14 protein-coding genes are annotated in these 13,077 nt (G+C 41.3%); 2 read left to right on the top strand and 12 right to left on the bottom strand.

What is annotated here, in order from left to right; all coding sequences use genetic code 11:
- Nucleotides 1–137: 137 nt before the first annotated feature.
- Nucleotides 138–1,187 carry an ABC transporter permease gene (locus tag QP439_RS07100; RefSeq protein WP_261047984.1) on the bottom strand — a complete coding sequence of 350 codons (1,050 nt, stop codon included), beginning with the start codon at nucleotides 1,185–1,187 and terminating at the stop codon, nucleotides 138–140.
- A complete protein-coding gene (locus QP439_RS07095; RefSeq protein WP_203175821.1) occupies nucleotides 1,184–1,915 on the bottom strand; it encodes an ABC transporter ATP-binding protein in 732 nt (243 codons plus the stop codon). Before QP439_RS07095 ends, QP439_RS07100 begins: the two co-directional genes overlap by 4 nt.
- Before the next feature lie 67 nt (nucleotides 1,916–1,982).
- On the opposite strand from QP439_RS07095, the gene QP439_RS07090 reads away from it, so the two are divergent.
- Nucleotides 1,983–2,393, top strand: a complete 411-nt coding sequence (locus tag QP439_RS07090; protein ID WP_001278317.1) for an HIT family protein — start codon at nucleotides 1,983–1,985, stop codon at nucleotides 2,391–2,393.
- Between the two features lie 9 nt (nucleotides 2,394–2,402).
- Nucleotides 2,403–2,690, top strand: coding sequence for a hypothetical protein (locus QP439_RS07085; protein ID WP_000777752.1), 288 nt, complete (start codon nucleotides 2,403–2,405; stop codon nucleotides 2,688–2,690).
- Between the two features lie 279 nt (nucleotides 2,691–2,969).
- Here the strand turns inward: QP439_RS07085 and dnaJ are convergent, their stop codons facing one another.
- The 10 genes from dnaJ to QP439_RS07035 form a co-directional block, all read right to left on the bottom strand.
- The gene (gene dnaJ / locus QP439_RS07080) at nucleotides 2,970–4,106 is read right to left on the bottom strand and encodes a molecular chaperone DnaJ (RefSeq protein ID WP_001066308.1); all 1,137 of its coding nucleotides are present in this window, start codon (nucleotides 4,104–4,106) and stop codon (nucleotides 2,970–2,972) included.
- A gap of 198 nt (nucleotides 4,107–4,304) precedes the next feature.
- Nucleotides 4,305–4,937 (bottom strand): DJ-1/PfpI family protein, encoded by a 633-nt coding sequence (locus QP439_RS07075; RefSeq protein WP_000756346.1) that lies wholly within the window; start codon nucleotides 4,935–4,937, stop codon nucleotides 4,305–4,307.
- A 79-nt stretch (nucleotides 4,938–5,016) separates the two neighbouring features.
- Nucleotides 5,017–5,418, bottom strand: a complete 402-nt coding sequence (locus QP439_RS07070) for a hypothetical protein (protein WP_000114425.1) — start codon at nucleotides 5,416–5,418, stop codon at nucleotides 5,017–5,019.
- A gap of 1 nt (nucleotide 5,419) precedes the next feature.
- Nucleotides 5,420–7,243 carry a molecular chaperone DnaK gene (gene dnaK / locus QP439_RS07065; RefSeq protein WP_000034661.1) on the bottom strand — a complete coding sequence of 608 codons (1,824 nt, stop codon included), beginning with the start codon at nucleotides 7,241–7,243 and terminating at the stop codon, nucleotides 5,420–5,422.
- Nucleotides 7,244–7,494: 251 nt separating this feature from the next.
- The gene (gene grpE / locus QP439_RS07060) at nucleotides 7,495–8,019 is read right to left on the bottom strand and encodes a nucleotide exchange factor GrpE (protein WP_000046038.1); all 525 of its coding nucleotides are present in this window, start codon (nucleotides 8,017–8,019) and stop codon (nucleotides 7,495–7,497) included.
- A gap of 26 nt (nucleotides 8,020–8,045) precedes the next feature.
- Nucleotides 8,046–9,080, bottom strand: coding sequence for a heat-inducible transcriptional repressor HrcA (gene hrcA / locus QP439_RS07055; RefSeq protein ID WP_000255759.1), 1,035 nt, complete (start codon nucleotides 9,078–9,080; stop codon nucleotides 8,046–8,048).
- Nucleotides 9,081–9,277: 197 nt separating this feature from the next.
- Nucleotides 9,278–10,624: a type I glutamate--ammonia ligase gene (gene glnA, locus QP439_RS07050; RefSeq protein ID WP_001122886.1), complete on the bottom strand. Its 1,347-nt coding sequence runs from the start codon at nucleotides 10,622–10,624 to the stop codon at nucleotides 9,278–9,280.
- Nucleotides 10,625–10,659: 35 nt separating this feature from the next.
- Nucleotides 10,660–11,016 carry a transcriptional repressor GlnR gene (glnR, locus tag QP439_RS07045; RefSeq protein WP_000659548.1) on the bottom strand — a complete coding sequence of 119 codons (357 nt, stop codon included), beginning with the start codon at nucleotides 11,014–11,016 and terminating at the stop codon, nucleotides 10,660–10,662.
- 76 nt (nucleotides 11,017–11,092) lie between these two features.
- Nucleotides 11,093–11,620, bottom strand: a complete 528-nt coding sequence (locus QP439_RS07040; protein WP_049515975.1) for an FUSC family protein — start codon at nucleotides 11,618–11,620, stop codon at nucleotides 11,093–11,095.
- A 134-nt stretch (nucleotides 11,621–11,754) separates the two neighbouring features.
- Nucleotides 11,755–12,951 (bottom strand): phosphoglycerate kinase, encoded by a 1,197-nt coding sequence (locus QP439_RS07035; protein WP_049515977.1) that lies wholly within the window; start codon nucleotides 12,949–12,951, stop codon nucleotides 11,755–11,757.
- Between the last annotated feature and the right edge of the window lie 126 nt (nucleotides 12,952–13,077).

The raw sequence follows: 13,077 nt of genomic DNA, 5'->3' as shown, positions 1-13,077 counted from the left end.
TATCAAAAAAGAAAGGACTAAATCTGTCCTTTCTAGAGCTTAGCTTTTCTTCAACCCACTACAGTTGACAAAGAGCCGCTTTTCTTCAACCCACTACAGTTGACAAAGAGCCCTTTTTTAGTGTCATATAGACAATGTTAGTCCTGCATCTGACGTTTGACCTGATAAGGTAGGTACAAGACTAGTAAAACCAAACCAGCTCCCAGTAAGGCTAGAAGGGCTAGTTTTTCTTGGAAGGTAATCAACCCAACAACTAATTCCACTACTAAGACCAAACTGGTCAATCCTCGGACTACCGCCTGCAAGCCTTTTTCCTTTTGCCCCTTGTCCAGTGGAAAGAGTTGGGTCAAATACTGGTAGTCAAAGGCATGATAGAGGGCCAGCAACTGGAAGAGCAAGAGGTAGTTAAAGAGAACCACCACTGCTGTCGCAATCCAAGCTTGCTCGATAAAGACCTGCGCCAGCAAGGAAAGTAGGAGCAGACGGAGACTGAGGGCAAAGAGGTCTCCATTTCGCAGATAAGAACGCAGATAGAGATTTTGCCAAATCTTCCCAGGCACCTTCTGAACAACCTTTAGGATAAAGTCCAGATAGGCACGACGCTTAATGCTGTTTGAAATTCCCTTGACCTGCGTAAAGAGGGCAAAGAAACGAAGCAAGACTTGCTTACGCTTGCTTTCTTGGGAAATGACATAGTCCCAGTCCAGTCCAGTTTCAGTGAAAAATTTGCTGGCCTTTTGACGAAAGAGGAAATATTTACCTACTCCCAATAAAAGCACATAGACCAGAAAAACAGGCAAGCCATAGCCCATTGCTAAAAATAAAGGCGCAAATAACAGCAAGAAAAGGGTCTGGACAAAGAGCCAAAAGACTAGGGAAACGCCAGTTTGACGCTTGAGATGGAGTTTGATTTCCTCTTCTCCGACTAAGAGAAAGAGCTTGTCTGGAGCCTCCATATAGGTGGCAATTCCTCCCCAAAGCAAAAGTAAAACAGACGTAATTCCTACAAATAAAAGGATAGGCCAATGATTTTCAGGAAAATCTTGCAAGAGTTGACTGTACTGGTAGGCTAGAAAGCCCAGCAGGACAAGCAGGAACAAGACAAAGTGGTCATTAAGAACATAGCGCAGATAACCGACACACTCCTTACGAAAAGCCTGCTTTCTCTTTAAAAACAAGTCTTTCATAGCTCCTCCTCTTTGGTCAGAGCCAAGTAAATATCATTCAAACTAGCCTCAGGCATATCAAAGGCTTCGCGCAGTTGCAGGAGATTTCCCTTAGCACGCACTTCCCCTTTGTGAAGAATGATAAAGGCATCACACATCTTCTCCGCCGAATCCAGCACGTGGGTACTCATGAGAATAGACTTGCCTTTTTGCTTTTCCACTTCTAAAAGTTGAATCAAGTCCGCAATAGCCAATGGATCAAGACCAAGGAAAGGCTCATCCACGATGAAAAGACTCGGATCCACCACAAAAGCACAGATAATCATGACCTTCTGCTTCATCCCTTTTGAAAAATGAACAGGGAACCAGTCCAATTTCTGGTCCAGACGAAACATTTTTAACAAAGGCTCTACTCGATCAAAAGCCACTTTCTGCTCAATACCATAAGCCATGGCAACCGTTTCGATATGCTCTCTGAGGGTCAGTTCCTCATACAGACTAGGTGTCTCAGGAATGTAGCCAATCTGCTTGCGGTAACTTGTCGCATCTTCTTGCAGGGTCAAGCCATTGATATTGATAGAACCACTATAGGGTGTTAACAGACCGATAATTTCATTAATAGTCGTCGATTTCCCAGCACCATTGAGACCAATCAGACCGACCAGCTGCCCACTTTCAACAGTAAAGGACACATCTTTCAAGACAGGAACATGAACATAGCCACCTGTCAGGTTTTTAATTTCTAACATATTTTCTCCAAATCTGGTATAATGTAGCTATATTATATCAAAATTCAATACAGTAGAGGTAGATTTTATGTCAGATTGCATTTTTTGTAAAATCATTGCAGGGGAAATTCCTGCTTCAAAAGTATATGAAGATGAGCAGGTTCTTGCCTTTCTTGATATCTCTCAAGTGACACCAGGACATACCTTGGTCGTACCCAAAGAACACTATCGCAATCTTTTGGAAATGGACGCTACTAGCGCCAGCCAACTCTTTGCCCAAGTACCAAAAGTAGCTCAAAAAGTCATGAAAGCTACCAAGGCTGCTGGTATGAATATCATTGCCAACTGTGAAGAAATCGCAGGGCAAACTGTCTTTCATACCCACGTTCACCTTGTGCCTCGCTACAGTGCAGACGATGACCTCAAGATTGATTTTATCGCCCACGAACCAGACTTTGACAAACTCGCTCAAGTCGCTGAAACTATCAAAAACGCCTAAGGAGTTGCCATGAAATTATCCAATCTACTGCTATTTGCAGGAGCTGCAGCCGGAAGTTATCTGGTCACAAAAAATCGCCAAACCATCACTGATGAAGTCTTGAATACCACTGACCGCGTTCAAGCTATCAAGGACGATGTAGATATTATCCAAAACAGCCTGCAAATCATTGACCAGCAAAAAGAACTCATCAAGGAATACCAAGAAGACCTGACTTACAAGTTTAAGGTCTTGGAAAAAGATATCCAAACTAGACTAGCTGTGATAAAAGAACTGCAGGAAACTGAAGATAAGTAAAAAGAGCCGAGTGGCTCTTTTTAAAACATAAACAAGCTATATTACATCAACAATACATCATAATTTAGGCAACTCATTCACCGTTTCATAACTAAATCGAAGACTTTCCGCCGTAATGAAAACACCTGAAACAGCTTGATTTCAGGTGTCCGGAAACTTTGATATCTAGGCTCAAAGTTTAGGTATGGAACTTCGAAGAAGGTCGCTACCGTCCGTCATTACTTAAGGAAAGTCTTAAAAAATCTATAAACAAAAAGAGCCCAACGGCTCTTTTTACTTTTATTCTCCTTCAAAGGCATCTTTAATATGGTCAAAGAAGCCTTTTTTCTTTGGATTTACTTTCAAGTCACCAGCAGCTGCGAATTCTTTCAAAGCTGCTTTTTGACGGTCGTTCAAGCCTGTCGGTGTTACGACATTAACGGTAACGTATTGGTCACCAACTGCACCGCCACGAAGGCTCGGAGCTCCCTTACCACGTAGACGGAATTTCTTACCAGTCTGAGTTCCCTCTGGAATAACCAATTCAACATCACCATGAACAGTTGGGATATCAACTGTGTCACCAAGAGCTGCTTGGACAAAGTTGAGGTTGAGATTGTAGAAGATAGTCGTTCCCTCACGTTCAAACTTGTCGCTGGCTTCCACAGAAACCACTACATACAAGTCACCGTAAGGTCCACCGTTAAATCCAGCTTCACCTTGACCAGCTAGGCGAATTTGTTGACCTGTTTCCACACCAGCAGGGATTTTTACATGTACACTATGAGCTTGTTTTTCATGACCTGTTCCGTGACATGTTGTACATGGATCTTTGATTTCTTTTCCGCGACCGTGACAGACATCACAGGTTACTTGGCGACGCATCATACCAAGTGGAGTCTGTGTATCGACGTTAATGACACCAGCGCCATGACAGCGTCCACAAGTGACTGGACTTGTTCCTGGCTTAGCACCTGAGCCATTACATGTACTACAGCTTGCTTCACGATTGTATTTAACCTCTTTTTCAGCTCCAAAAATAGCTTCTTCAAAGGTCAAGTTCACACGATACTGGAGGTCATCCCCCTGACGAGGAGCATTTGGATTGCGCGAAGCACCGCCTCCGCCGAAGAAACTTGAGAAGATATCTTCAAAACCACCGAAGCCTCCTGCCCCGTCAAAGCCGCCGAAACCACCTGCACCACCAAAGCCACCATTGGCACCAGCCGCACCATATTGGTCATAGGCTGCCCGTTTTTGGTCGTCACTCAAAGTCTCATAGGCTTCCTGAACTTCCTTGTATTTTTCCTCAGCACCAGGCTCCTTATTGATATCTGGGTGATATTTTTTCGAAAGCTTACGATAAGCCTTTTTGATTTCGTCTGCCGAAGCGTTTTTTGACACCCCCAGACGATCATAAAATTCAGTATTGTTCATACAAGATACCAAGACCGTAAAATTCGACTGAAAAATAGGAAATCTGACGCTGGAGCGATGCTCCTAGACAGATTTATCTTTTTTCCGAGAATTTAGGTCGGGTTCAATTCCTTTCTTTTATATTGAGTTAGAAATTCTGGAACCCGTGTTCAATTCCCTGAACACCTTTGTTCCTTTCTATAATTTTCATGTAAATCTTTAGAGGCTGTTTTCTATACTCTGCTTCACTTGATTAAACTCTTCATCTGATAGAGTAAATATCAAATCCTCTTCAGCATACTCGTTCTGTTCTTTAAAATAGTTGTCCGTATTCTCTGCCAACCCTAAACCGAAAATCACTTTTCTTGCAAACTCTTGATGTGCAAAACCGATAGCCGTAATGATTTGTTTATCTTGGACAAGAACTTTCGGTTGAAAATTCTTACGTGGAAGAAATTCAAAATAATCAAAGAAGTTTTGCCAAATTCCACCTGTAAATTTCGTGTCGTTCAACAAGCCAGCTTTCGCTAGTAAAATGGGCGCTGAAGAAATGGCTGCAATTAGGATATCTTGCTCATTAAGACTTCTCAAAAACGAAATCAATTTCTCATCTTGTAGAGCAGGACCTATATTGACCATTCCTGGCAAAATTACACAAGAATAATCTTCTATACAGAGCTGATCCAATGTTTTCGTCGGTTGACAGGGCAAACCATCCTCAGAGACTACCATCGAATTCTCAGAAGCGACATAATCAATCGTGATATCAAAAGACAGAGCTAAAGTACTCGTTAAAGTGGTTATCTCATAAAGAGAAAAATTAGGATAAATGATACAAAGTACTTTTTTCATACGCAACATCCTCTATTTTATCGAAAAACAGAGGCTGGATTGCAACCTCTGTGGATGAGTGAAGTAACTTAAATCAAATTTATTTTGATTTTAAATATCCAATAAGCACACAAACATTTATATATTTTTGTCTCTTCTTAGTATTGGCTATAAAATTCCAATAGATTAGAAGGAAAACACAGACAACCCAAACCATGCCAATTATAAACGATATTATAAATTCTGGTTTTTGTATGGTTGCTGATACTAGTGCTGATACTAGCGCTGACAACAATACTGAAGTAACAAAATTCCTTACCGCCTCATCATTTTTAACACAACTTTCATGCTCAGCTAAAATAATTGCTTTATACCTAGCCAAATACACTACTGGAATATTATCTATAAAATCTTTTGCAGATTCATAACTATCAGCTTTATTACAAAAATCATTATAAACTTTTCGTGTATTTTTTAGATACTCTTCATCCAATACACTCATCTTACTTCTCCGTAAACTCTCCGTCTACGACGTCATCGCCTGCGTTTCCTGTTGCTTGCGCCCCTTCTGCTCCTGCTTGAGCTTGTTGCGCTGCTGCAGCTTGTTCGTAGAGTTTAACAGCAAGGCCTTGAGCTTTTTCGTTCAATGCTTCAAGTTTTGCTTTCATGTCGTCCAAGTTATTGTCTTCTTGCGCTTTCTTAAGGTCATCAAGGGCAGCTTGGGCAGCGTCACGTTCTGCGTCGAAGCCTTTGCCTTCAGTTTCCTTGATTGTCTTTTCAGTCGCAAAGATTGCTTGGTCTACTTCGTTACGAAGGTCAACTTCTTCCTTACGTTTCTTATCTGCTTCAGCGTTAGCTTCTGCATCTTTCATCATGCGGTCGATTTCTTCGTCAGTCAAACCTGAGTTTGATTGGATCACAATAGTTTGTTCTTTTTGAGTTCCAAGATCTTTGGCCTTAACAGACACGATACCATTCTTGTCGATGTCGAAAGTTACTTCGATTTGAGGAATTCCACGAGGTGCAGCTGGAATATCTGTCAATTGGAAGCGTCCAAGAGTCTTGTTATCTGCTGCCATTGGGCGTTCACCTTGAAGAACGTGGATATCAACGGCTGGTTGGTTGTCTGCTGCAGTTGAGAAGACTTGTGATTTAGATGTTGGAATAGTAGTGTTGCGATCGATAAGTTTTGTAAATACTCCACCCATTGTTTCGATACCAAGTGACAATGGTGTTACGTCAAGAAGGACAACGTCTTTAACATCACCAGTAATCACACCACCTTGGATGGCAGCACCCATAGCAACTACTTCATCAGGGTTTACTGATTTGTTTGGTTCTTTACCAGTTTCAGCCTTAACAGCTTCAACAACGGCAGGGATACGAGTTGAACCACCAACAAGGATAACTTCGTCGATTTCTGACAAGCTCAAACCTGCATCAGAAAGGGCTTGACGAACTGGAACTTTTGTACGTTCTACAAGGTCACGAGTCAAATCGTCAAATTTTGCACGAGTCAAAGTCATTTCCAAGTGAAGAGGTCCAGCTTCACCAGCAGTGATAAATGGCAAGCTGATTTGAGTTGAAGTTACACCAGAAAGGTCTTTCTTAGCTTTTTCAGCTGCATCTTTCAAACGTTGCATTGCCATCTTGTCAGTAGACAAGTCAATACCGTTTTCTTTCTTGAATTCTGCTACCAAGTGGTCGATAATTTTTTGGTCAAAGTCATCACCACCGAGTTTGTTGTCCCCTGCAGTTGACAATACGTCGAAGACACCGTCACCCAATTCAAGGATAGAGACGTCGAATGTACCACCACCAAGGTCAAATACCAAGATTTTTTCTTCTTTGTCAGTCTTGTCCAAACCATAAGCAAGAGCTGCTGCAGTTGGTTCGTTGACGATACGTTCTACTTCAAGACCAGCGATTTTACCAGCGTCTTTTGTGGCTTGACGTTGAGCGTCGTTGAAGTAAGCAGGAACTGTGATAACTGCTTTGGTTACTTTTTCACCAAGGTAGTCTTCAGCATAACCTTTCAAGTATTGAAGAATCATAGCTGAGATTTCTTGTGGAGTGTATTCTTTTCCGTTAGCAGAAACTTTTTCAGAAGTTCCCATTTTAGATTTGATAGAGATAACTGTATCTGGATTTGTAACTGCTTGACGTTTTGCAGCATCACCAACGATGATTTCACCGTTTTTGAATGAGACTACAGATGGAGTTGTACGGTTTCCTTCTGGGTTTGCGATGATTTTGCTTTCAGTTCCTTCAAGAACTGCAACTGCTGAGTTTGTTGTACCTAAGTCAATACCGATAATTTTAGACATGTGTTTTTCTCCTTGTTAGTTAATTTTCTATTTTTGATATTTCCCTTAAGTGGTGGGGACGTGAGCAACTCCCTCCGGGATTTCATCACTTATTTTTGAGCCTATTGTCTCAAAAATCCCCTGTTTCAGTAGCAGAAGCTACTGAAACTTTCACCACGGTGGGAATATCTTCCTTGCAAGCCTCCGGCTTGCCTCTTATCTTTCTTCATATTTTATTGTCGTTTCGGACAAATTTTGTCAAGTTTTCTAAACTAGTTATAGACCACTACCATTGCTGGGCGTAGGATGCGGTCATGGAGTTTGTACCCTTTTTGGAAGACTTGGGCGATGGTATCTGCTGGGTGTTCATCGTCTGCTGGAAGAGTTTGGATGGCCATATGATAGTTATGGTCAAATTCACCGTCAGCTGCGATTTCTTCGATTCCTTCTTCTTTCAAAGCGTGAATCAAGCTTTCTTGCACCATTTCCAAGCCCTTCTTCACATCATCTGTCAAACCTTCAACTGCGAGTGCACGCTCAAGGTTGTCCAAAGAAGGGAGAATCGCTTTTGCCAAGTCCTGGCTACGATAACGTTGCAAATTTTGACGCTCTTCATTGGCACGGCGTTGGATATTTTGCATTTCTGCATGAGCGCGAAGATATTTATTTTCGAACTCATCTGCACGTTCATTTGCCAAGTCCAATTCAGACTTCTCAGGAGTTGTTTCTTCTACCGTTTCCACAACTTCCTCTTCTTGAACTTCTTCTACTTCTTCATTTTTTATATCTTGGGCCATTTTCGCCTCCTTTAATGATTTCAATCTTAATGTACTTCGTAATGATTACTGCTGAGGTAGCGGTAAAAATCTGTCAACTTCATGGTCAAAACACGATTGACTACATTGACTTGGTTGATTAATTGCTGATAATCCAGATTAACTGGACCGATAATGGCTAGAATTCCAACTCCCCGATAAGGAATGAGGAACTTGCTACTAATCACCGCTAGGTCGGCTAGACAGGACTCTTGACTGTCTGCAACACGAACGTTTTGCATCTGATCTTCACGCAGACCCTCACGAATCTCCAGAGCCACCTTTTGCGGTTGGTCAAAGAACTGATAAGCTGCCAGATTGGCAAAATTCAAGAGATTGACTTTGCCCGCCACCACAATGTTTTCGTTGAACATTTCCTTAAAGATATGTTCAAAGAGATCGATGACATTGTCCGTTGTTGTAAAGTAACGCTGGATAATCTGCGGAATCTCCGTCCGAATCTTGTAGTGAATATCTAGAACGGTGTGACCGAGGAAACGTTCCTGAATGATGCTCTTCAGTTTCAGCAAATCCTCCTGCAAAAAGTTCCTTGGGATCAGAAACTGACTAGTAACCGTTCGAGACTCGTCTAGAGTAAATACTGCCAAGGCTGTATGTTGCCCCAAAACAACGATATCAAAGGCTGTCAAACGTTGCCTGCTCGGCTCAACATCCAGTGCTACTACCGTACAGCCACTCAAGTCTGTCAGTAGATTCGCAGCCTCTTGCAGAATATCCTCCAATTTGAAGAATTCCTGATCAAAGGCTTTGACAATCTCATAAACCTCATTTTCAGCTAGTCGGTCAAAATCCAGTGAGTGTTTTACATAGTACTGAAAACCAGCAACACTTGGCATCCGACCACTTGAAGTATGAGCCTTCTCAAGCAATCCTTGCTTTTCTAAAGCCGCCATGTCATTACGAATGGTTGCACTGCTAGAGTTAATAGACTCTTGCAAGGCTTTGGATCCGACAGGTTCGTGCGTTTTGGTAAAGATGTCAATAATCAGATTTAGAATATCCTGCTGACGCTCTGTAACCACCTCATCACTCCTCTCTGTCTGATCGATTAGCACTCGATGCACTCAAGTGCTAACTTATGATTCTATTATACACCCTTAAAAGAGAATGTCAAGATAAAAACTCAAAAAATTAGCACTCTTTTATCAAGAGTGCTAAAAATCAGCCTGAAGACCTAGAAAAAAGATCGCCCACAGGCAATCTTTCTTCTATACTAGTATTAGTAAAGGTCTAAATAATTATCAATTTCCCATTGTGAAACGAAGGTTGCATAACTTGCCCATTCGATTCGTTTGGCTTCAAGGAAACTAGTATAGATATGTTCTCCAAGAGCTGCTCTGACAACTTCATCTTCAGTCAGAGCTTTCAAAGCGTTGTGAAGAGTTGATGGAAGGTCTGTAATACCAGCTTCCTTGCGCTCTTCTGCTGTCATGATGTAGATATTTTCTTCGATAGGAGCTGGTGCTTCGATTTTATTTTCAATACCATGCAAACCAACTTCCAAAAGAACTGCCATAGCGATGTACGGATTAGCCATTGGATCCACTGAACGCAACTCAAGACGAGTCCCCATACCACGTGAAGCAGGCACGCGCACAAGTGGCGAACGGTTACGACCAGCCCAAGCAATGTAAACCGGCGCTTCATAACCTGGAACCAAACGTTTGTATGAGTTAACTGTTGGGTTCATAATGGCAGTATAGTTGTAGGCATGCTTAATCAAACCGCCAAGGAAATGGTAGGCAGTTTCTGACAACTGCATTCCTTTTGGATCATTTGGATCAAAGAAGGCATTGTTTCCTTCTGCATCAAACAAGGACATATTACAGTGCATACCTGATCCAGCAATACCAAATTTTGGTTTTGCCATAAAGGTTGCGTAAAGCCCATGTTTGCGAGCAATGGTTTTAACAACAAGTTTAAAGATTTGAATCTTATCACAAGCACGGAGAACTTCATCGTACTTGAAGTCAATCTCATGTTGTCCAACCGCAACCTCATGGTGACTTGCTTCTACTTCAAATCCCATTTTGGTCAAGACATTGACAATCTCACGACGTGTATTGTCCGCAAGGTCAGTAGGCGCCAAATCAAAGTAGCCACCCTTGTCATTTACTTCAAGTGTTGGGTCTCCATTTTCATCAAGTTTAAATAGGAAGAATTCTGGTTCTGGTCCAAGGTTGAAGGACTTGAATCCCACTTCTTCCATGTGACGAAGAGCACGTTTCAAATTGCCACGAGGATCACCTGCAAATGGCTCACCTTCTGTTGTATAGACATCACAGATCAAACCTGCAACACTTCCATTTTCATCTCCCCAAGGGAAGACTGTCCATGTATCCAAGTCAGGGTACAAGTACATATCTGACTCATTGATACGTACAAAACCTTCAATAGAAGATCCATCAAACATAGCCTTATTTGACAAGACTTTATCTAACTGTTCATCTGTAGCAGGAATTTCGACGTTTTTCATGGTTCCCAAAATATCTGAGAACATAAGACGAATAAAGGTAACATTTTTTTCCTTGACTTCACGACGAATATCTGCAGCTGTGATTGGCATGAGTTTTCTCCTTAATTATGACTACTTGCGGTTGCCTAACCGCGACCAAAAGGTGACCGTACTGAAGCAAAGCGACCCTGTTGGAGGAGTTCATTGTGAAGTGCACGACGCACCTCAGTCTGACTAACCGCTTTCTTGGATTTCGCTTCACGTTCAGCATATTTTTTCTTGATGGCAGCGATATTATAACCTTCAGAGATATAATCTTTGATTTCAAGCAGACGATCCATGTCATTCAAGGAATACATGCGACGGTTCCCTTCGTTTCGATCAGGCTTAATCAACTCTTGATCTTCATAATAACGAATCTGACGCGCCGATAGGTCGGTCAACTTCATAACACTGCCGATAGGAAAAACAGCCATATTTCGGCGAAATTCTTTTTCCTTCATTTACAATTTCCTTCTTTCTGTCTATTATAGTCTAAAAAAAGACAAACGTCAATTGATAATGTTATAAAATGTAACATTATTTTTCTTTTTTCTCTAAAATGAGCCGAATACGATCAATATCGTAATTTACGAGAATTGCGACAAAAACTCCCATGAAAGTTTCCGATACACGCGCAAATACGTACAAAATCGTTTCACCGCTCGGAATCGATAGGGTAATGATTAACATAGCTGCTACACCACCAATAACACCTGCTTTGTTATTCATGGCTACATTTGTCATAATGGTTAACATGGTGCAGATTGGAACAACAACCAAGGTCACCCAAAAAGCTTCGTGGAAAAAGGTATTTAATAGGAAGAAGAGAAGGGCATAGAGGCCACCGATACTATTTCCTAAAATACGCGAAGTCCCAAAATGAACACTCTTATCAAAACTCTCCCTCAGGCTAAACACAGCTGTCAAAGCACCAATTTGAAGACCTTTCCAGCCAAAAAAGCCAAAAATCAAGAGAACTAGAAAAACAGCAATACCTGTTTTAAAGGTTCGCATACCAAGTTTAAACTGGGATTTATCGAATTTATATTTTTTAAAATAACTCATAATCTCAACTTTCTATTTCCATTTTATCATAAATCGGTGATTTTTATGAGTAATAGTTGAGAGGAAGCGTTTTTATTTTAAGCAAAAGAAAAGAGGAACTTTCATTCCTCTCTTCTTTGATTGTTTATAAAATCTTATTTTTCTGTCAAGGCTGCAAGTCCTGGAAGAACTTTACCTTCAAGAAGTTCCATTGATGCTCCACCACCAGTAGAGATCCATGAGAATTTGTCTGCACGTCCAAGGTTGATCGCTGCAGCAGCTGAGTCACCACCACCAATGATTGATTTAACTCCTGGTTGTTTCACGATAGCGTCCATCACACCGATTGTACCAGCTTGGAAATCTGGGTTTTCAAATACACCCATAGGTCCGTTCCATACAACTGTTTTGGCACCAGTCAAAGCTTCGTCAAATTTGGCGATAGATTTTGGACCGATGTCAAGACCAAGGAAGCCTTCAGAAACTGCTTCACCTTCAGTGTCACGCACTTCAGTGTAGCCAGCAAATGCGTTAGCTTCTTTTGAGTCAACTGGCAAGATCAATTTACCGTTTGCTTTTTCAAGAAGAGCTTTCGCAACATCCAATTTGTCTTCTTCTACAAGTGAGTTACCGATTTCGATACCTTGTGCTTTGTAGAATGTGTAAGTCATACCACCACCGATAAGGACTTTATCAGCTTTTTCAAGCAAGTTTTCGATAACACCGATCTTGTCTGAAACTTTTGAACCACCAAGGATAGCCACGAATGGACGTTCTGGAGCTTCAACTGCTTCTTGGATGTAGGCAATTTCGTTTTCAAGAAGGAAACCAGCAACTGCTTTTTCAACGTTTGCTGAGATACCAACGTTAGATGCGTGTGCACGGTGAGCTGTACCGAATGCATCGTTTACGAAGATACCATCTCCAAGTGATGCCCAGTATTTACCAAGTTCAGGATCGTTTTTAGATTCTTTTTTGCCGTCAACATCTTCGTAACGAGTGTTTTCAACCAAAAGAACTTGTCCATCTTCAAGAGCGTTGATAGCTGCTTCCAATTCAGCACCACGAGTTACACCTGGGAAAACAACATCTTGACCAAGTTTTGCTGCCAAGTCTGCTGCTACAGGAGCAAGTGATTTACCAGCTTTATCAGCTTCTTCTTTCACACGTCCAAGGTGAGAGAAAAGAATTGCACGTCCACCTTGTTCGATGATGTACTTAATAGTTGGAAGAGCTGCTGTGATACGGTTGTCGTTAGTGATTACGCCATCTTTCAATGGTACATTGAAATCAACACGAACGAGGACTTTTTTACCTTTCAAGTCAACGTCTTTAACAGTAAGTTTTGCCATGTTACAAAAACCCCTTTATTTATTTTATTCGAAACTATTATATCACACTTTGGAAATATAAGGAAAGATTTCACAAGATTTTTCGATATTTAATCTTTGTGACATGCTAGAGTATATTATTTTTAC

This window comes from Streptococcus sp. UMB1203 (assembly GCF_030217725.1).
Taxonomy (GTDB): Bacteria; Bacillota; Bacilli; order Lactobacillales; family Streptococcaceae; genus Streptococcus.
Note: the sequence above shows the minus strand (reverse complement) of the source record. Positions and strands in the feature narration are given on the sequence as shown.

What these genes read in the sequence shown, in the direction of transcription:
- QP439_RS07100 (WP_261047984.1), bottom strand. Translation starts at nt 1,187, where the DNA reads ATGAAAGACTTGTTTTTAAAGAGAAAGCAGGCTTTTCGTAAGGAGTGT.
- QP439_RS07095 (WP_203175821.1), bottom strand. Translation starts at nt 1,915, where the DNA reads ATGTTAGAAATTAAAAACCTGACAGGTGGCTATGTTCATGTTCCTGTC.
- QP439_RS07090 (WP_001278317.1), top strand. Translation starts at nt 1,983, where the DNA reads ATGTCAGATTGCATTTTTTGTAAAATCATTGCAGGGGAAATTCCTGCT.
- QP439_RS07085 (WP_000777752.1), top strand. Translation starts at nt 2,403, where the DNA reads ATGAAATTATCCAATCTACTGCTATTTGCAGGAGCTGCAGCCGGAAGT.
- dnaJ (WP_001066308.1), bottom strand. Translation starts at nt 4,106, where the DNA reads ATGAACAATACTGAATTTTATGATCGTCTGGGGGTGTCAAAAAACGCT.
- QP439_RS07075 (WP_000756346.1), bottom strand. Translation starts at nt 4,937, where the DNA reads ATGAAAAAAGTACTTTGTATCATTTATCCTAATTTTTCTCTTTATGAG.
- QP439_RS07070 (WP_000114425.1), bottom strand. Translation starts at nt 5,418, where the DNA reads ATGAGTGTATTGGATGAAGAGTATCTAAAAAATACACGAAAAGTTTAT.
- dnaK (WP_000034661.1), bottom strand. Translation starts at nt 7,243, where the DNA reads ATGTCTAAAATTATCGGTATTGACTTAGGTACAACAAACTCAGCAGTT.
- grpE (WP_000046038.1), bottom strand. Translation starts at nt 8,019, where the DNA reads ATGGCCCAAGATATAAAAAATGAAGAAGTAGAAGAAGTTCAAGAAGAG.
- glnA (WP_001122886.1), bottom strand. Translation starts at nt 10,624, where the DNA reads ATGCCAATCACAGCTGCAGATATTCGTCGTGAAGTCAAGGAAAAAAAT.
- glnR (WP_000659548.1), bottom strand. Translation starts at nt 11,016, where the DNA reads ATGAAGGAAAAAGAATTTCGCCGAAATATGGCTGTTTTTCCTATCGGC.
- QP439_RS07040 (WP_049515975.1), bottom strand. Translation starts at nt 11,620, where the DNA reads ATGAGTTATTTTAAAAAATATAAATTCGATAAATCCCAGTTTAAACTT.
- QP439_RS07035 (WP_049515977.1), bottom strand. Translation starts at nt 12,951, where the DNA reads ATGGCAAAACTTACTGTTAAAGACGTTGACTTGAAAGGTAAAAAAGTC.